The 20,203-nt window shown below is 52.8% G+C and carries 14 protein-coding genes; 1 reads left to right on the plus strand and 13 read right to left on the minus strand.

All coding sequences use genetic code 11. The features are described 5' to 3' along the window. Positions 1-2: 2 nt before the first annotated feature. The 13 genes from ligA to JI741_RS24450 form a co-directional block, all read right to left on the minus strand. Entirely contained in the window at positions 3-2,018 is a 2,016-nt protein-coding gene (gene ligA, locus JI741_RS24390) for an NAD-dependent DNA ligase LigA (RefSeq protein ID WP_202014050.1), read from the minus strand. A 113-nt stretch (positions 2,019-2,131) separates the two neighbouring features. Next, entirely contained in the window at positions 2,132-4,003 is a 1,872-nt protein-coding gene (locus JI741_RS24395) for a M1 family metallopeptidase (RefSeq protein ID WP_202014051.1), read from the minus strand. A 167-nt stretch (positions 4,004-4,170) separates the two neighbouring features. After that, positions 4,171-5,697, minus strand: coding sequence for a serine hydrolase (locus JI741_RS24400; protein WP_202014052.1), 1,527 nt, complete (start codon positions 5,695-5,697; stop codon positions 4,171-4,173). A gap of 177 nt (positions 5,698-5,874) precedes the next feature. Then, positions 5,875-6,798 carry a hypothetical protein gene (locus JI741_RS24405; RefSeq protein WP_202014053.1) on the minus strand — a complete coding sequence of 308 codons (924 nt, stop codon included), beginning with the start codon at positions 6,796-6,798 and terminating at the stop codon, positions 5,875-5,877. Between the two features lie 54 nt (positions 6,799-6,852). Continuing rightward, a complete protein-coding gene (locus tag JI741_RS24410; protein WP_202014054.1) occupies positions 6,853-7,365 on the minus strand; it encodes a hypothetical protein in 513 nt (170 codons plus the stop codon). A gap of 13 nt (positions 7,366-7,378) precedes the next feature. After that, positions 7,379-7,786 carry a hypothetical protein gene (locus JI741_RS24415; protein WP_202014055.1) on the minus strand — a complete coding sequence of 136 codons (408 nt, stop codon included), beginning with the start codon at positions 7,784-7,786 and terminating at the stop codon, positions 7,379-7,381. A 38-nt stretch (positions 7,787-7,824) separates the two neighbouring features. Then, positions 7,825-8,361, minus strand: coding sequence for an RNA polymerase sigma factor (locus tag JI741_RS24420; protein WP_202014056.1), 537 nt, complete (start codon positions 8,359-8,361; stop codon positions 7,825-7,827). A gap of 117 nt (positions 8,362-8,478) precedes the next feature. Beyond that, a complete protein-coding gene (locus JI741_RS24425) occupies positions 8,479-9,561 on the minus strand; it encodes an aminotransferase class V-fold PLP-dependent enzyme (RefSeq protein WP_202014057.1) in 1,083 nt (360 codons plus the stop codon). 378 nt (positions 9,562-9,939) lie between these two features. Then, complete coding sequence (locus tag JI741_RS24430) at positions 9,940-10,767, minus strand: ion transporter (RefSeq protein WP_202014058.1); 828 nt, start codon at positions 10,765-10,767, stop codon at positions 9,940-9,942. A 141-nt stretch (positions 10,768-10,908) separates the two neighbouring features. After that, positions 10,909-12,801, minus strand: coding sequence for a phosphoglycerate dehydrogenase (gene serA, locus JI741_RS24435; protein ID WP_202014059.1), 1,893 nt, complete (start codon positions 12,799-12,801; stop codon positions 10,909-10,911). Between the two features lie 109 nt (positions 12,802-12,910). Further along, positions 12,911-13,795, minus strand: coding sequence for a hypothetical protein (locus tag JI741_RS24440; RefSeq protein ID WP_202014060.1), 885 nt, complete (start codon positions 13,793-13,795; stop codon positions 12,911-12,913). A 519-nt stretch (positions 13,796-14,314) separates the two neighbouring features. Next, on the minus strand, positions 14,315-14,752 hold the full coding sequence (gene arsN2 / locus JI741_RS24445) for an arsenic resistance N-acetyltransferase ArsN2 (RefSeq protein ID WP_202014061.1): 438 nt from the start codon (positions 14,750-14,752) through the stop codon (positions 14,315-14,317). 233 nt (positions 14,753-14,985) lie between these two features. After that, positions 14,986-17,220: a M28 family metallopeptidase gene (locus JI741_RS24450; protein ID WP_202014062.1), complete on the minus strand. Its 2,235-nt coding sequence runs from the start codon at positions 17,218-17,220 to the stop codon at positions 14,986-14,988. A gap of 913 nt (positions 17,221-18,133) precedes the next feature. Between JI741_RS24450 and JI741_RS24455 the strand changes: the two genes are divergently transcribed. Further along, entirely contained in the window at positions 18,134-20,068 is a 1,935-nt protein-coding gene (locus JI741_RS24455; RefSeq protein WP_202014063.1) for a PAS domain S-box protein, read from the plus strand. Positions 20,069-20,203: the final 135 nt, after the last annotated feature.

A 20,203-nucleotide genomic window follows, 5' to 3' on the forward strand; every position in this document is an offset into this window, starting at 1 on the left:
AATTATTGTCCCTTCATCAAATTTTCAAAATCCTGCTCGGAAATGATCTTCACGCCCAGTTTTTCGGCTTTCTCCCGCTTTGAAGGCCCCATATTATCACCTGCCAGCAAATAATCCAACTTTCCCGAAATTCCCGACAAAATCCTTCCTCCGTTTTTGAGGATAATGTCGTGCAGTTGTTCGCGTTCATAGGCCTGAAACACGCCCGAAATCACAAACGATTTGTTGCCCAGCACGTCGCTCTCTTTCTCCGGCTCTTTGGCGTCGCTTTCAAAGTGCAGACCGGCCGCTTTCAGACGCTCGATCTCACGTTGGTTCTGCGGGTTGCGGAAGAACTCGTGCACCGTCTGTGCAATCTTTCCACCAATCTCCGGTGCGGCCAGCAGTTCTTCTACCGAAGCCGCGGCCACCTTGTCGATGGTTTTGAAATAGCGCGCCAGCTTCTCGGCCACCGTCTTGCCCACATAGCGGATGCCGATGGCGAACAGTACACTCTCAAACGGCACTTCGCGCGATTTGTCGATGCCGCTCAGCAAGTTCTGCGCAGATTTATCTTTGAAGCCGTCGAGGCGCAGCAGGTCTTCTTTCTTCAGGTCGTATAGGTCAGCGGGGCTTTTTACCAATCCCAGCGTGTGCATTTGTTCAATGGTCTTTTCTCCCAGCGAGTCGATGTCCATGGCTTTGCGCTGGATGAAGTGTTCGATGCGGCCGCGGATCTGGGGTGGACAGCCGTTCAGGTTGGGGCAGTAGAACGCCGCTTCGCCTTCTTCGCGCACCAGCGGTGTGTTGCACTCGGGACATTTGTCGATATACACCACGGGCGTTGAGTGTGCAGGACGTTTCTCTAGTTCAACGCCCGTCACTTTAGGAATGATTTCGCCGCCTTTCTCCACAAACACATAGTCGCCCACGCGCAAGTCGAGTCGCGCAATTTCGTTGGCGTTGTGCAGCGATGCGCGCTTCACCGTTGTGCCGGCGAGAAACACGGGCTCAAGTTCGGCCACCGGCGTTACCGCCCCGGTGCGTCCAACCTGATAGGTGATGCCGTTGAGTCGTGTGCTGATGCTTTGTGCTTTGTATTTGTAGGCGATGGCCCATCGGGGACTTTTGGCCGTGAACCCCAGCGTGCGCTGTTGCTCCAGGCTGTTCACTTTAATCACCACGCCATCTGTTTCGAGGGGAAGGTCCTGGCGTTTTGATTCCCAGTGCTGAATGTACTCCAGCACTTCGGCTATGGTCTTGCACTGCTTGTAGGTAGGCGATACGTTGAAGCGCCAGCTTTCCAGTTTGTGAATGCTTTCTTCGTGTGTCTTCAATCCTGTTTCGTCGCCCAGCAGGTAGTAGGCAAAGCAATCGAGTTTGCGTCGCGCCACTTCGGCCGAGTTTTGCATTTTGAGTGTGCCCGAGGTGGTGTTGCGGGCGTTGGCATAGCGCTCTTCGCCAATGTCGTCGCGTTCCTTGTTCAGTTGGGTGAAAACACTTTTGGGCATAAACACTTCGCCACGCACTTCGAAGGAGGGTGGTACGTTTTTGCCTTTTGCTTTCAGGGGTATGTTGCGGATGGTGCGCACGTTGGCCGTCACATCGTCGCCGCGCACGCCGTCGCCACGGGTCACGCCGCGCACCAGCATACCGTCTTCGTAGGTGAGGCTGATGGACACGCCGTCGAATTTCAATTCGCAGAAATATTCGTAGGGGTCACCGTCCAGGGCTTTGGCTACGCGGGCATCGAACTCTTCCAGTTCTTCCTGGCTGTAGGTGTTGCCCAGCGACAGCATGGGATACTTGTGGTTGACGGAGGCAAACTCTTTTGTGACCGTGCCGCCCACCCGTTGCGAGGGAGAGTTCACGTCGCGGAATTGGGGAAACTGTTCTTCAAGGGCAATCAGTTTCTCCAGGAGTTTGTCGAATGCCTGGTCGCTGATTTCGGTGCGGCTCTGCTGATAGTACAGATCGTTGTGGTGGTTGATCTGTTCCGTCAGTTGTTCAATTTCTGCTTTTGCCTGTTCGGGTTTCATATCGCGTAAACACTAAGGGCATAAAGCTAAAAAATAATGACGAATGTCTGAACGCTTCGCGGCTCTTCTCGAAGAAGTCCCGTGGACGGTGTGACGCATGTAACAGCAGAGGTCTACTTTTGTTGTGTGGGGTCTTCGTAGGCCTTCAGTCCTTCACTGATGTCGATGGTGTTGTTGCGCGTGTTCACATCGGCCATGCGTTGTGATGGATCGATCTGGATCGTGGCGATGTCGGAAGTCTTATGTCCCACCTTGAGGGTGTAGGAGGGATTCACCCAGGGCCAGGCTTCCAGGTCGCTGCGGGGAATGGTTTTGTCTTCCACGGGTTTGTTGCCCAGTGTTTCGTTGAGGGGAATGTAGAACATTTCCTTTGTGCCGTCTTTATAGGTTACCAGCAGGTCGATGGGCATAGGGAATTCACCAAGACGTTCAAGTGTTACAAACGTGTTGCCATCCTGGTCCACAACGTTTTGTATTCCATAGTCGATCTTCTTGGTGGTGTATACCCAATAGCGAAGATACCAGCCCAGTTGCAGGCCCGACACTTTCTCCATCACGCGGATGAAGTCGTTGGGTTCGGGATGTCTGAACTTCCACGTGTTGTAGTATTGGCGCATGCCCTTGTAGAACAGTTCTTCGCCCATCACGTACTTGAGCTGGTGAAGAAACACGGTGCCCATGGCATAGGCCGCCGTGCCATAGGCAGTGTTGGTGTTGTAGTGATCGGAGTGCTGGCTGATGGGTTCTTGCAGGCCGCGTTTGATGAGGTTGAAGTAGGCTGTGTAGCTCGCCTGATGCGCCTCGGCCAGGGGTGTGCTGAACAGGGCCGAGCGCGATTCCTGGCTTGCAAAGTCTGTATACCCTTCGTCCAACCAGGGATAGAGCGATTCGTTCGATGCCAGCACACCTTGATACCAGCTGTGCGACACTTCGTGGCTCATCACACCTTCAAGACTTCCAAAGCTGCCTTCGCCCAGGATCAACGTGCACATGGGATATTCCATGCCGCCGTCGCCACCTTGAATGATGGAGTAGGTTTCGTATGGATATTTACCAAAGGTTTTGTTCATGAACTCGAAATGCTTCACGGCATAGCCTTCCATCTTCAGCCAGTTTTCGGTGGTCTTGTCACTCTTCTGATAGAAGAAGTGAACCTCGGGGCCGTTGGGCACTTGTGCCTTGTCGTGGGTGTAGTCGGGGTCGGCGGCCCAGGCAAAGTCGATCACGTTTTTCGCAACAAAGTTCCAGGTCAGGTCGCCTTCGGGGCGCTTCACGGTGCTACCGGCTTTCTCATAGCCATAGCCCACCTTGTCGGCGTTCACCAGCTTGCCGGTGCCGGCCACCACAAACGAGGGGTCGAGCGTGATCTTCACATCGAAGTCGCCCCACACACCGTGAAATTCGCGGGCCACATATTGATAGGCATGCCATCCCTGAAAATCATATTCGGCCATCTTCGGATACCACTGTGTCATCGAGTAGGCGATGCCCTCTTTGCTGTCGCGACCAGAGCGCCGGATCTGGAGCGGCACTTGCGATTCGAACTTCATGTCGAACGTGGTTTTTGTATTGGGCAGGATGGGTTTGGCCAGGGCCACTTCCAGGATGGTACCGTCCACTTTATAGCCGAGGTCTTTGCCGTCTTGCTTCAGGCTTTGGATGTGCTGGTAGCCGATCTCGTTTTCCTTCAGGTTGAAGATGCGGTCTTTCACACGCGGGTCGGGATCGGGCAGGTTGCGCGAGCGCACGTCCATCATGCTGCCGGGTTGAAAGGTGTTGAAGTAGAGGTGATAGTAAACTTTGGTGAGCGTGTCTTTGGAGTTGTTGAAGTACACAAGCTTTTGCGAGCCGGACACTTTGTGCGTCTTCACATCCAACCGCACGTCCATGGTATATTCGGCGCGTTGTTGCCACCGGTAGTCTTGGGCGGAGCTGGGTTGGACAATGATGAGGACAAAGAGAAGAGCACTCGCAAACTTTAACATTCCGCACATTTTTTGGTAACGTGTGCAAAATATTGAAAGCCTTTAATTTTACAAAGGAAATTTATTCCGCCTGGGCCATTGAAGAAAGTCGGTGAGGCGTTCTTTACGACCACCAACTTTTTTCGGACACAGACGGCCGCTTCACCGCAGAAGCCGGACATCAGGTCTCAGGGCTGTTTCACGAACGTGTAGGAATCATACTCCACGAAGTCGTTCGCCTTTGTCTCGACCGAAATCACCTTTTCTCCGGCGATCTTGAACCTGATGGCAAACAGCCCATACTCGATGTTGTCGTATTTCATTAGCCACTCGTCATTGTCCATGTATTCCAACGTCCCCGTAAGGTCTTTGTGGGTGTTAAAGCGGAATGCAAGATGATTCTGTTGCTGCACAATCGTGAGCTGCCCGTAAAGTTCGTTGGTGTACGTGCCCGCGTAGGCCGGCAACGCAACGGCCGGCTTGTTTCCTTTCACGCTTGTTTTCCAACGGGCTATTTCCGCAAGCTGTGTCTTCATTTCTTTTCGGAAAGCCGGAAGCGATTGCCGGCTGCGATTTATGTATTTCATGCCGAGGTAGGCATCGAGAATCTGATAGCGCAACAATTCGAAGAAGCTCTGATTGTCGTTGTTCGTTAGAATGGCGATACCCAGATTTTCTTGCGGTATGAAGCATACGTTACTAACCATTCCTGCCGCGCCACCGGTGTGCCAATAGGCCTGCCGCCCGTTGTAATCGGCCACCACAAGACCGAGTCCATAGCCGCGAAAATTAATAGGCAACTGAGAAGACCTGCGACTTGAGGTCACGATGTTAATGTCGCGTGTGCGTTGCAGAACGCTGAACGGCATGAGTCTGTTCCCATGGTAGCGGCCACTGTCGAGTTGAAAAAACAGCCAGTGCGAAAGATCGTTCACACTGCTGATAATACTCGCTGCGGGCCCCAGGTTGTCCCACTGGTCGTACGGAACACGATTCAGTACGCCCGTATAACTTGTGGTATACGGGCGGGCAACATTTTCCTTGTTCTCCATGCCCGCACCCACGGCGGTTGACCGGGTCATTTGCAGCGGGCTCAGGAGGGTTTGCTGCACATATTGCTCCCAGCTTTGTCCGGTCACTTTCGATACCACTTCTCCCGCCGCCATAAAACAGCTGTTGCAATATCCATAGTCCTGGCGGAACAGGCCAACCGGCTTCAGCAGGCGCATCTTGTTCATGATTTCGGCGCGTGAAAGCGTGCTGTTCCAAAACGTAAAGTCGCCCTGGAATGTCTTGGTTCCCAAGCGGTGTGACAGCATGTCCCTGATCGTCACCAGGTCGGACGCGTTGGCATCGTATAACGTAAACTCCGGGAAGTATTTGCTGATCTTGTCATTTAACGAAAGCCGTTTTTCATTCTCTAATTGCGCGAGCACCGTGCCGGTAAATAATTTAGTGTTGCTGGCAATCATGAAGAGCGTGTTTGCATCCACCGGTGCCTTGGTCGAAAGGTCGCGCACACCATAGCCTTTCATGGTAACGATTTTGCCATCTTTCACAACCACGATGGCGAGACCGGGTATATTCCAATCGACAATGCCCTTTTGAATGTACGCATCCAGGCTGTCGGTAATGAAACTGGGCGTTTGACCAATGCCGCGACCGGCGATGGCAAGCAAAAGGAGTGTGGTGAGTAGGTAGTTCGTGTAGCGCATTTGTTGGACTTGAAAAAATTGAAAATAGGGATTTTATATTCAATCCCACAACGCCGGGTCATCGTTCACCCTCAATTTTCTGTTTGAAGGAGTATCGGCTTTTTAGCCTCGCGTTCGTCATCATTTTTGAGAAGAAGAGAGAGCTGTGTCGTGTTCATTACGATTCCTAAGCCCTTACTACAACGAGAATTTATTCCGCCTGAACCCCTTAAAGAAGTAGGTGAGGCTGCCCGACAGGTATGAACTTTCCGACAGAGTAAGTGGCTCGCCGGGCAATGCTTTCGGAATATTGTAGGTGTAGGTAAACGTAATGCCCCAATTCCTGAACCCGATAGACACCGGAACACTCGCCGCATAATTCATAATGCCAAAAACATTCCGGGTGGTTTGCACCAGGCTGAAGCGCGTGCCATACTTCCTGAAATTCTCCAGCGCTTCGCGAATCGTTGTCGGTGCCACATATTCAATCGAGGTGATGGTTTCGTTTCCATAGAGCGCGAAGAACGACGGCGACACGGCAATGCGATCAATCCACCTCACATTCTTTTTCTCCAGAATCACACTGAGTCCGGGCATGATGCGGTGCGCGTGGGCATCGCCAAAATAGAAGGCGTAGTTAACACTGATGAGCAGCGGCTTCAACTCGAACATGGGGGTTACCGACAGCGTGTTCTTATAGGGAATGTAGGCGTCTTCGCTGGGCGTGTTGTAGAAGTAACGATCGTACTCGCCCATGATAGAGAACCGTTTCGAGAAGCTGTGCATGTAGCCCACGGAGGCGATGGTGAGGTAGTAGGAGGGTTCAAAGTCTTTGCTCCAGAAGCCGGCCACGTCGGCATAGAGACCCGACTTGTGATAGTAGGAAACCGCGGGTGCGAGTCCGAAGTTTTCGATGCCTAGCGTTCGGCCTGCCGACTGCACGTTGCTGTTGTAGCCCATGCGCAGGGCAAACTGCGAACGCACCGGCTCGCCATATTGCAACAGGCTGTCGATGAGGTTGAAGATCGAGAGCGAGTCTTCGAAAGTGAGCACGTCGTCGATGTCGGGCAATAAAAGCGAATCTGCTTCCTGGGCCGTGGCGGCCAGACAGGAAGCAGACATCAGGATAGTGAAGAGCCATCTTCTACACCAATGCATGCCGCGGGAGAGTCTTGTTTAGTTGTTTCGTTGCTGAAGCCTCTGTTGCTGCTGGTCGCGTAGGTTTTGCCTTCGCTCTTGCTGCAGTTGGCGGCGTTGAATTTGTTCGAGTATCATTTGCCGGAAGCGTCGCTCGGCATCGGGAAGCGTGCGAAGCTTCTGCGCCGAGATCACCTTGAGCAAGCGGCCGGAATAGTCCTTCTCCAGATCAAGCTCTTTCTGTTTCACCTTGAGTTGTGTCTCCACGGCAGCCTGTGCGTTCTGCTCTGTGTTTTGCGTGCCGCCGTCCTGATTGTGCTTCAGCTCTTTCAACTGTTGTCGAATCTCTTTGCGTCGCTCGGCAAACTCGCGATAGATGGGCCAGAAGCGTTCGGCTTCTTCGGGCGTGAGCTGAAGCTGGTCGGTGATGTAGGCTATGCGGGCAGCCTGTATTTTCTCGCGGGCTTTGTGGTCGGGTGCCGGCAGGTCGTCGTCTTGCGCCCACGCCGGCAGGATCATGAGCGTAAATAAAATGCCTAGAATCGCCTTCATCTCAGTATATCTTTTAATCAATGTCGTCTAAAATAATGGTCAGGTCGTCGTCGGGTATGTTCAGTCCATACACATCGCCTTCAATCTCACTGGCGTCAATGCCGTCCAGTTGGGCGTCTTCCAGAAGCTCGTCAGTGCTCACGTCGGTGTCGTTGAGGTAGGCCACCAGTTCTTCGGTTTGCACGGCGGCCAGCAAGCCTTCGGGTGAGAGGTCTGTGCCGGGGCGTGTATACCAGAAGATGCCCGCGGCAAAAAGCACCACGGCAGGAAGCGCATAACGGAGGCCGTAAGCCCACCCGGGTGTGGCCATGGCGGCTCCCGGTTTGCTCACACGGGCGTGAATGATGCCCGGGAGCTTGTCGAAATACCCATCGGGCACCTCGAACACCTCTTTTTTCGGAATATCTTCCAGCTTTTTCATGATCGGTTCTTTGACATCTTAATCTCCTAAAAGTTTAATCATTCTGATAAATAATCTTCAATTTTCTTCACTGCGTGGTGATAGCTCGCCTTCAGTGCACCCACGCTGGTGTCGGTGATTTCACTGATTTGATCGTAGGGCATGTCGTCGAAATATTTCATGTTGAACACCAGCCGTTGCTTGTCGGGCAGTTTCAAGAGCGCCTTTTGCAGCTTCAGCTGAATGTCGTCGCCCGAGAGTTGTGATGAGCTGTCGAGCTTGGCCGCGAGTTCGCCTTCCACATCGCCGATGGGCAGAAAGAAACGCCGCTTCTTGCGTTGCAGAAAGCTGAGGCATTCGTTGGTGGCAATGCGATAGATCCAGGTATATAGCTGGGCGTCTTCGCGAAAGCCGTCGATGTGTTTGTGGATTTTGATAAAGACTTCCTGGGTCAGGTCGTCGGCATCGTCGTGGTCGATCACCATTTTGCGCACGTGCCAATAGACCCGCTTCTGGTATTCGCGCACCAGCAAGTTGAAACCATAATTCCGGGTTTCGGGGCTTCGAAGCTTTTGTAACAGTTCTTTATCTTCCAAGGAAGAAAATCAATCAATTGGACTGTTTAGACTCAGGCGTGAGGGTAAGGTTTAAAAGTAAGCCTAAATTCTTTTCTTCCCGCGCAAGCGGATTCAATTATTTTGGTTTGGGATGCGCTATGGCTTGTAGGCTTCGAGCGTGTCGACCAGGGCTTCGAAATGTTCTTTGGCGTGCGTGGGAAAGTTGGCAAAGCGCAGCTGTGTTTTCTTGGATGGACCATAGCCATCGCCGGGCTGCATGCCTTTTTCGAGAAGCAGTTTGGTGATGCGCTCGGTGTGCTCGCCCGTGTCGGCCACCACCACGGTTTTCGATTGGAAGGCTTTGTCTTTCACAAACGGATTCAGCACACTGTGTTGGTTCAGGGTGTTGTAGAGCAGGGCGGCTTTGTATTCGGTTTCTTTGCGAATGGCTTGTATGCCCTTGCGGTTCATGTCTTCCACCACTTTGCTGAGCAGGTAGATGGCCAGCACGTTTGGCGTTTCGGGTGTTTGGTTCTTCAGCGCGTGGGTGTGCAGGCTTGGGATGGTGTGATAGGACCCGATGGACTTTCCTTTGGCCAGCAGTTGTTCGGCTTTCGCCACGCACTTGTCGTTTACCAGCCAGACGCCCAACCCTGCGGGAAGACCAAAGCCTTTTTGCACGGAGAAGAACACAGAATCCAGCAGGTTAAAATCAAAGTCGGGAAACGGCAGCGACGACACGGCATCCACCGCCAGCAAGGCATCGGGATGGTTGGCGCGAACCGTTTTGAAGAACTCCAGCGGCAGCATCACACCCGTGCTGGTTTCGTTGTGGGTGAGGGCGATAAGCTCCGTGCCTTCGGTGGCGCGGAACGACGCATCAAACCCCTGGCCGTTGGCCACTTCAAGTTTGTCGGCCTTGCGCTGCAGTTGCTGCGACACTTCGAAGAAGCGTTTGGAGAACGAGCCGTTCACCAGGTGAAAGGACTTTTCTTCCACCAGGTTCTCAACAACACGTTCCCATATTTCTGTAGCCGATCCGGTGAAGTAGAGGTGATAGCCTGCCGGAATGTTCAGCAAGGCGCGCAATCCTTCCACAGTGGACTGGTAGTAGCTTTCAAATTTTTTGGTGCGGTGCGACAACGACGGAACGCCTTCGCGGAATGCGGTGCGCACGTGATCTTCGACCGTGAAATAAAGCTGGGAAGGGCCGGGGGTGAAGTTGACTGTAGGGTTCATAATGCGGAAACAAAACTAAAAAAGATATTGATATATCAGGCATTTCCGGCGGGAGCAAACGACTGCGGTGACCAGAATATTGCTTGCCAAAAAATCTTCCCGATCAAGGTTGATGCAAAAGCATGTTTTGTCTAAGTTGCATACAAATCCCACTCGGGTTTGGGACACGTTTGCTGAACCTAACAATTTAAACAATACCGAGTGAAGCTTTCGTACAAAATCAGGCTTCATCCGCCAATTGGCGGACCTCGCCCAAAAAGCAGGATAACAGAAGAAGGTTGCGAACGACAGCAGCTCAAAACTTGTCTTTCATGGGGTTCAGAAACACCTCACCAAACCCAGTGGGCTTTTTTTTGCCATCGCGCCGTCGCGCGCCGCTTACCCGTTGTTGAGATCGCCGCCGCAGAACTTGCAGAACACGGCATCGGCGTCGTGCCCTTCCTTTAAACAATGCGGGCAGACCTGTGTGGTCACCTGCGAATGTTTCAAACTCACCATCTCTGCCGACACAATGCCCGTGGGCACCGCGAGAATGCCATAGCCCATAATCATGATGAACGAGGCCAGCGTTTGGCCCAGCGCCGTCTGCGGTGCAATGTCGCCATAGCCAACGGTGGTCATGGTCACAATGGCCCAGTAGATGCTGCGGGGTATGCTGGTGAATCCGTGTGTTGGCCCTTCCACCAGATACATGAGCGCGCCCATGATGATGACCGTGGTGAGAATGGTGAACAGAAAGATGGTGATCTTATGCTGACTGGCTTTTAACGCGCGCGTCAGATTTTGCCCTTCGCCAACGTAGCGGGTAAGCTTCAGAATGCGGAACACACGCAGCAACCTGATGCTGCGAATCACCATCAGCGACTGCGCACCGGCCACGAACAAGGCCAGATACGTAGGCAGAATGGAGATGAGATCGAGGATGCCAAAGAAACTGAAAATGTATTTGCGCCGGTTCAACACCACGGCCACACGCGCGATGTACTCCGCCGTGAAGATCAAAGTGAAGGTCATCTCCAGACCAAAGATCCAATCGCCATAGACGTCCTTCACAGACTGGACGCTGTCGAGCATGATGGTGATCACGCTCATCACAATGCAGAACAGCAGCACGAGATCGAAACCCCTTCCGGCCGGTGTGTCGGCTTCAAAGATGATTTCATACAATCTCCGCCGCGTGCCGCGTAGTTCTTCTTTGTTATCCATGTCTGAAAGATATACAGGAATGCATTGAAATGCATCAAAGGACAATGGCGAAGGTTAGGGTTGGTGCGTTCGCGGCGGCGCAATAAAAAAGCCTGTCGACATAGGATCAACAGGCTTTGTGATGTTAAGGCGTCATGCCGATCAATACAGCACGCGGAACTTTATGGTGTTGTCAATTTCGCGAAGTTCTTTGATCACGTCTTTGTCGTATTGTTTGTTGATGTCGGTGATCACGTAGCCGATGCTCTCATTGGTTTTCAGATACTGGCCCACGATGTTGATGCCGTTGTTGGCCAGAATGTGGTTGATCTTGGCGAGTATGCCCGGCACGTTTTCGTGTATGTGAATGAGGCGGTGTGCATTTTCCAGCAGGGGCAACGTCAGGTTCGGGAAGGTCACGCTGTTGGAGGTACTTCCGGTGTTGATGTAGTCCATGATCTTGCCGGGCACAAAGTTGCCGATGTTTTCCTGGGCTTCGGAGGTGCTGCCGCCGATGTGCGGGCTCAGGATGGTGTTTGGCAAGCCGCGCAGTTCAGACATAAATTCTTCGTCGTTGCTCACAGGTTCATAAGGGAACACGTCGATGGCACAGCCTGCCACTTTTCCGCTGAGCACGTTCTCACGGAGGGCCTGGATGTCGACAATGTGTCCGCGGCTGAGGTTGATGAAGATCACACCCTTTTTCATGAGCGCAAACTCCTTGGGACCAATAAGGTTTTGGTTGGACTCGCGACCGTCAACGTGCAACGAGAGCACGTCGGCCTGTTCCAGCACTTCCTTCATCGACTTGCATTTGATGGCGTTGCCAAGGGAGAGTTTCTCTTCGGTGTCGTAGTAGAGCACTTTCATGCCCAACGATTCGGCTATTACCGAAAGCTGTGTGCCGATGTTGCCATAGCCAATGAGGCCCAGCTTTTTACCACGCACTTCAAAGCTTCCTTTTGCCGACTTGTCCCACACGCCATTGTGCATCTTGCTCGACTTGTCAACGATGTTGCGCATGAGCATGATCATTTCGGCCACGGCCAGTTCCACCACCGAGCGGGTGTTGCTGAAGGGGGCGTTGAACACCGCGATGCCTTTTTTGGTGGCGGTCTTCAAATCGATCTGGTTGGTGCCAATGCAGAAGGCGCCAATCACCATGAGGCGGTTGGCATGTTCGAGCACGCGGGCGGTAACCTGCGTTTTGGAGCGAATGCCCAATACCGACACGTTCTTGATCTTTTCGATCAGCTCGTCTTCGGTGAGGGCGGCGTGATAGGTTTCGACGTTGAAGCCTTCCGATTTCAGAAGCTCCACGGCTACGGGGTGCACGTTCTCCAGCAGGAGCACGTTGATCCGGTTTTTGGGATATGAGATGGCGGTGTTCAGCTTGTTGAGGTACAGGAACTCATCCAGGCTTGGTGTGATGTGGTCTGCTTGTTTCAAGACGTTCTCCCTTTCTACGTTTTCAGTAAAGGCGTAAAATTTATTCGCCAGTCCTGCGTGTTTTATTTCATAATCGGTGTATCCGTCACCAATAACGTATACATCGCCGGGGAGGTTCAGTTTTTTGAGTTGTTCCACTTTGCCACCGTTGGCCGACAAGGGGTTCTCGGTGTCGAAGCCAACCACGCGTCCGTCTTCGTCGAAGCGGAACTCGTTGGCCAGTATGTTTTCGGCTTTGATGCCGTATTCCGTCACAATGGGTTCGATAAACTCGCGGAAGCCATTGGAGATGATATAGATGTTGTCGGAGTAGGTGGTGAAGAACTCGCGGTTGCGCTTGAACGACTCCGACACCAGGTCTCTTAGCAAGGCGATGAGCGGACCCAGATGCTGGCGGGTAGGGGCCAGCAGGTTCAAACGTTTTTCCAGCGATTCGCGGAAGGAAAGCGAGCCGTTCATGCCCTGGTTGGTAATGGCAATGATCTGGCTCTTGCGCTGCGCTTGTTCGGGGTGGTCTTTCAGTGAAATGTCGGCGAGTACGTCGAAGGCTTCTACTTTGGTAAAGGTGCTGTCGAAATCGATGACAAAGTACTTGTTCAGTTTCATTGGGTTGGTTGTGAACCGCAAATGTAATTTGGTTTTGCGATTTACGATTGTTAGGCTACCCATTATTTATTGTCCTAACGAATGCTAGTGTAAGTTGACTGATGGTGAGCTATTTGGCTTTGCAGTCGTCGTTCTCGCCCACAAAGTATCGCTGCCCGTTGGCAAACACTTTCTCGTCGCGAATGGTGAGGGCAACCTTCACCGGCGGAAGGCCCTCAAAGGTCAGCACCAGCGTGGTGTTTTCACCCTTACCCGTCACGGACCAGGTACCCGCCTTCTTTCCTTTATAGGGCTTCACGTTGCCATTCACAAACTCATTCGTTTTCAGTCGCGAGTGGAAGGTGCCGCCGGCACACAGGGTCACGGTGTTCTCTTTCTTCACATCATAGGTCAGGGCATAGTTCACCAGCACCTTGTTGGTCAGGAATTCGTTCCAGTCAAAATCCACATAGGGCTCGGCCGAAGGCTCAACAAACGTGGTGTGGTCCATGATCTCCATCACGGCCGCTTTGCCGGCCTCGAAGTTCACGGTCTTGCCTGTGAGGAGCACCACCAGGCAACCGGTTCCTTTCGGGTGGCATTTCGATTCGGCATAGTAGCGGTCTGCCTTGTTTGTTTTCTTTCCCTCGAGCCTGAACTCGGTGGCAATGCCTTCGCCGCGTTGCGTCACGTTGCCGGTCGGGGCAAGCTTTATGTTTGGGTCGAGGTTGATGCCCTGCTCAAACCTTGTGCGCGCGGTGGCCGGGCTGTCCTTTTCGTTCATGAACACAAACACCTGGCCGTTGTCGGGATCGTCGGGCAACACCATGAACACCTCCGTGTCGCGCGGCAACACACCACGCCAGCCCAACGGAATGCGCGACTGCACACCATAGCGTGCCGATCGCACCGTTTCGCCAGCATCGTAGCGTGTGCCGGGTTGTATGCGCGTGTAGGACTGCGCCGACACCATCGCGGCCATGCCGCACAGCAAGATCAGGAGAACGTTTTTCATGACAAGAGGGAGTTTTGAGGAAAAGAACACTTTATGAAATTAAGTTACCGGCCGCCCCAACAATCGGTCACGGCAAATGCACTCGAAACACTAACGGTGTTCGGGACGAGTTGTTCACAGCAGGCACAGAAAGTTTGACGATCGATTTCGCTTGTGCGTGGCGCTGTATCAAAATCGTCGGGCTCCGACGATAGCAATCGATACCCGCATTCAATTGCGCCACGCTCGCGTCATCTCGACACAGGGTTGTTCATGGTGCAAAGGCGCATCACCCGATTCAACGTGCGCTTCGCGTGCCAGAGAGTTTGAAGATCGATTTCGTTTGTGCGTGGCACGAATGCCTTACGAGACACGGCTTGAAATCGCCGGGTGGGAACCCGGCGATTGAGCATGATATTATCCACAATTCCCATACGGGAATGCAAGAGTAGCCTAAGCCAATGAAAGAGTTTTAAGAAAAGATACAGTGATTACCCACCGATCGAAAAGATGGGCATGTGTGCGCGAGCCAACGCAGCCCTAGAGCACCAGTTGCATCACCACTGCCGACGTAGGGCACACATGCGAAAACTCAGACGATGCATTGAGCTCCTGCGGAACGTCTTCACGTTTCACCGGCGAGAAACCTTTGCGCGAGAAAAAGCCGTGTGCGTTTTCTGTCAACAGATAAATGGCTTTCAACTTTCGTTCGCGGGCCTGGGCAATGAGGTGTTCGGTGATGGTGGTGCCAAGGGCCTTGCCACGGATGCCGAACTTGACAGAGAGCGATCGTAGCAGGGCATAGTCGCCATACACTTCAAGGCCACCGGTGCCCACCATGGCGTTGTCTTCGATGTAGCCCACCAGCATGTCGCGTTTATAGTCCAGGTCGTCGGCCGGGAGATTGGAAGAGCGTAGCAGGGTGCGGAAGTGTTCAAAGCTTGCCGCATCGTCTATCATTTTCAGGTTCTGTTCCATAAGCTTAAAGTAAAAGAATTCCCCGCCCGTTTCCACACCGTGTTTTGATTCTTTTCCAATTTTTTTATCGCGTGTTCACCCCGAAGCACGCACGTGTCTGTCGGGCCGACCTGCATGTCGCGTTGCGTGCCATGGATGCGCGAACACCGGTGCATTCATCAAACACCGGAAACAAAAAAAAGCCTGACCTCGAAAGGGAGGTCAGGCTCTTGAAGAATAGGTTGATACAGAAACTAGCGCATCATCAAAATCCGCGACGCGGCTTCCACCTCTTTGGTGTAGCGCTCCAGGGCTTTGGCGGCGATGTCGATCTGTTCCTGTGCTTCCTGCCAGGTGCGTTGTTCAATGCCTTCGCGAACGCCAGGCAATGTCTTCACACCATAGCCGGTGTAGAAGCCCGGGGCATAGATGGTGTGACGATACCACGTGCGACGGGGCAAGCCTGTGTCGGCCATCAGCTTTTGCTCGGCGCGATAGAGGATTTCGTTCAGTTGCTTCAGGTTTGTGTTGGGCACCGTGTTGGCGGCGCGCAGGTCGGCAAACAAGGTCGTTGCTTTTTCCAACCCCGCCAGCGCATTTTGCAACGCTGAGAAGTTCAGGAAGGGCACCGCGTCTTTGGGTGTGGGCGGAATATATTTAATGTTGGGGTCCGATGCCAGCACATAGGTCTTGTTTTGAATCAGCTGGTTCTCAACCGCGGTCGACTCGCGCAGGTTGTCGAGCAGGGCGGTCACTTCGCCCATGTAGCCGTTCACGGTTTTGTAGAAGGCTTTGAAATCGAAGGGCAACACCTCGGCGTTGGCTAGCCTTAGGGTTGCGCGACCGGCGGTTTTGGCCAGCGCGATGCCATAGGCAAACTTGGGATCTTTGAAGCGCACATACATATCGTACGAATCGTAGATGGAGTGGTATTCGCCACCGTTGTCTTCACCACCATAGCCGAGGTTCAGCGAAGGAATGGCAAGGTGTTGGAAGAAAGGACTATAGTCCGATCCCGAACCCAAGGCATCGAGTGTTAATTTCCTTTGATCGAGGGCGTCCTTCTTTGCTTTGGCATTGGGAGCATTCGCCGCTCTGTAGGCCAACTGACGGTCGCGCACGCTGATGCCCGTTTGAGGATCGGCCACATCGCGCGACACTTCATCCATCAACGTTTCCAATGTGTGTGAGCCGCCAGCATCCAGAAAGCCACGGCCGTTGCTGTCGGAGTTAATATAGGCCACAGCCTTTTGTTGCAGCTCGGCGGCGTGGTGCTCTACCCATTCCGTTGAACCAATCAACGACGGCTCTTCACCATCCCATGCACAGTAGATCAAGGTGCGTTTCGGTTTCCAGCCAGTCTTCACCAACTCGCCCACGGCGCGGGCCTCTTCCATGAGGGCCACCATGCCGCTGATGGGATCGTTGGCACCATTCACCCACGCATCGTGGTGGTTGCCCCGCACAACCCATTGGTCGGGCAACTCGCTGCCTTGCAGTTTGGCAATCACATTGTGGCAATCCACCATCTTCCAATCGAACGATAGCTTCAGGTGAACTTTGGCCGCACCTGGCCCCACATGGTAGGTGATGGGCAACGCACCGCGCCAACCCTCAGGTGCCACAGGGCCACCCAAAGCAGCCAGCAACGGCTGCGCATCGGCATAGGAGATGGGCTGCACCGGTATCTTCAACAGGTTGGTGGCAACCTTGCGATCGAGACGCTTGGCATCTTCGGTAGCACCAACACCCGGCGTGAGCGGATCGCCGGGATAGATCGGCATGTCCTGAACCGAACCACGCTGCACACCCTGATAAGGTCTGAACGATCCCTTCGGATAAACATCGCCTTGATAATAGCCATCGCCTTCCGGATCGGAGTAGATGAGGCATCCAATAGCGCCATGCTCCTGAGCAACCTTGGGCTTGATGCCGCGCCATGAGCCGCCATATTTCGCGATCACAATTTTTCCTTTCACGTCAATGCCCATGCGTTCAAGCTGGTCATAGTCGGCGGGCACGCCATAGTTCACAAACACAAGCTCGGCGGTCACGTCGCCATCGGCCGACCATGCATTATAAGTTGGCAATTGTTCTTTCACCTGACCGCTGGTGGCGTCTTCCTTGAAGGCGGGCTCGGTGAGTTTGGCAGTGAAGCGTGTGGGACCAACCAATTCCAGCTGGCGCACCTTGGGCGTGGGGAACAACACTTTATAGGTTTCGATCTGCGCATCGTAGCCCCAGCTTTTAAAGAGGTCGCGCATGTATTCGGCATTCTGCTTTCCATAGGCCGACCCCAGATGGTGGGGGCGACCCGCGAGGCGCTTCATCCACGTGTCGAGGTTGGTGGGTGTGAGGTAGCTGTCGAATTTCTCTTCAGCGCTAAGCTGTCGCTCGGCCGCTTCTTTCGTGTAGCCCGATAGTGTTTTCTGCTGGGCCTGCGCCGCAGCAAACGATAGCAGCACCAACAGGGGTAGGAGTTTTCTCATAGGTTAATGGTTTGAAGAGGAAAGATACTGAAAGGAGAAGGTTGAAACCGGAATTTTATGCGAACGGTTTGGGGTGGGCGGGGGTGTGGGCGCCGGGGCTGAGTCAGGTTGAATGTTCTGGTCTCGTCCACGTGAAGTACTCGAGCATGTAGGGATGAATTGGGTTTAGTTCTGAAAGGTATCTGAATCGACATTGACGATTCGTTTCATAATATTTCGACATCCACCGCACACAATGTGTGTCGGCGCGTGATGTGACGCAACGCGTAATGACCAATCGAAAAAAAAAGACAGAATTACCCCGCTGCGTCTTGCGGGACTTCAATAATAATAATTCACCATAGCACGCCAGCACACGTTCCAACAACGCTTCACGACCAATGGTAGGTCCTAACTATGTTTGTGGAACGTTCCATGGGCTGCCCAGTGCCATGCAAGCAAAGACCATCGGACTGAGGTCGAGTTGGCAGTCTGAATTATTTTCGAGACCGAAATCGTAGGAGGCTGTTGAAGAAGGTGCCGCGGGTCCGGCGCGCGAAGCGGCCATCAATGGGTCGCACGCGGATTCTCGCGTTATCGTCGGGGCTCTGGAATTGTGATTGGGGTGCAATATTGGTTGTTTTATATTTAACATAATATAAATTATAGTGTAATCATGTCTTGCGAATTTAGCCGTTCCTATACATTTTGGATCGCTTTCCCCGTTTCCCCCAATCATGAAGAATAATGGCTTGTGGGAATCGCCGTTCTGGTTTTGATTCTCCTAAAAACTGCCGCTCTGTCAACTCTTTCCCCGCAAAAAAAAAGCAATCTCACTCCATTCCTTACGTCAGCCCATCATTTTCTGCCAAACTGATTTTTGTCAGGTGTTGCTTGCGGGCAGTCCTTCATTTTTGGGCGTAGAAAAAAATTGATGATGAAGACTTTTGGGATTGTGGCCATCTCGTTGGGCCTGGTGTTGCTGCAGATTGCTTTATACATTCACACACAAACACCGTGGCTGCCGGTAGCCGCCGAGTTGTTGATTTTGACCGGCATAGGCATTTGGGTTGTGGTGTTCATGAGAACGCAGACTTCGGTGCAACAAACTCATAAACGTGTTGGCGAGCAAGTTTCGCGTTTTCTGTTTAATAGTGGGGACACGAATAAAGCGAATTTGATGGTGCTGGAAACAGAGCTAAAAAACGCCACCGAATTTATCAAATACATCGGCGAGGGAAAGTTCGATGTCCCCTACCCTGGCATGACTCCCGCGCTGCACGCCTTGAATCAAAACAATCTCTCGGGCGAGTTGCTAAACATGAAAGATAAAATGCGGGCGGTGGCCGAAGAAGAACGGCAGCGCATGTGGACAGCTTCCGGGCTGACGCGCTTTTCGGAGTTAGCACGGCAGCAACATCAAAACACTGCCGAGCTGCTCAACCAATTTATTGGCGAGCTGGTGAGGTATATCGGCGCCAACCAGGGCGGAATTTTTGTGGTTGGGGAAGACGATCATGCCAATCCGGTTTTAGAACTGAAAGGATGTTATGCCTATGGACGCCGGAAATTTGTGGAACGCATCATTGCACCGGGCGAAGGACTTGTGGGGCAAGCGTTTCTGGAAGGTGATGTTACGTTGCTCACGAACATTCCCCGGGACTATGTGAACATCACGTCCGGGCTGGGCGAGGCCACGCCGCGATGTGTTGTGCTGGTGCCCTTGAAAAACTACGACACCGTGGAAGGGGTTTTGGAGGTGGCCTCGTTCACTGTTTGGAAGAAGTATGAGGCAGATTTCCTGGAGCGCGTTGGCGAAATTCTTGGCGCGGCACTGAGCGACATTCGCATGACGGAAGCAACACAAAAGCTGCTGGCGGAGAGTCAGCAACAGGCCACGCAACTGAAGACGAAGGAAGAAGAGCTGCGTCAGAACCTCGAAGAAATTCACGCCACACAGGAAGCCCTGGAACGAAAATCGACTGAGTCACTCCTGCAAAACACAAAGCTGAATGCCATTCTCGACTCGGCCGCCGATACCATCTTCACTGCCGACCGTACTGGAAAGATCGAATCAATGAATCGTGCAGGCCTCGAACTTCTGGGGTATGCCGAAAGTGAAATCATTGGCAAATCTGCGCACCTTATTTTTCCGGAAGCAGATATGGAAATCCTGTTTAACGAAAAGGCAACGTCCATAAAACACAACACGAACACACGCACGGTGCTGGAGGCGTTTCAAAAGCGTGGCGAGAAGGTGCCTGTTGAGTTCACCGTGAAGATGACCACGGTGGCGGGCAAGGAGATCTTTACCTGCATCCTGCACGACATCACCGAGCGCGTGAAATCAGAACACGATCAGCAACAATATATTGAGGAACTGCGCGCGCAGGAAGAAGAGCTGAGTCAGAACATGCGCGAAACACGTCGCGTCAATCAGGAGCTTGATGCGCGCGTGGCAGCCTTGAACACAAGCACCATCATGTCGGAGTCGAACCTTTATGGCGACATCCTGTATGTGAACGAAAAGTTTTGCCAGGTGTCGCAATACAGTCGCGAAGAGTTGGTTGGTGCGCCGCACAAAAAAGTGCGCCATCCCGACATGCCCGGCGAAGTTTTCAAAGCCATGTGGACCACGATCAAAGCAGGCAACGTGTTTCGAGGCATTGTGAAAAACCGGAAGAAAGACGGCTCACACTATTGGGTGGACGCGGTGATTTCGCCGGTGCTGGATGAGCGCGGGAAGCCGATCAAATATATCGGTGTGCGCTATGTCATTGAGGACGACGAGGTCGGGAGCAGGCTTTTTGAGAAGCAGCTACTCGCGATGGGTATCCGAAAGGAAGTAGAACACAAAGTGATTGCATGATCGTCCGTTAACGTGTAGTAGTTCCGACTTAATCTGACAGTTGGGTTAACTTAGAAGTGCAAACTATCTAAAGTCAAACCCTTTAAACTGTCAGAAAAATGAGAACAGAATCTAAGTTAATCAAAACGAAATTAG

Source organism: Chryseolinea lacunae, assembly GCF_016735595.1.
Taxonomy (GTDB): Bacteria; Bacteroidota; Bacteroidia; order Cytophagales; family Cyclobacteriaceae; genus Chryseolinea; species Chryseolinea lacunae.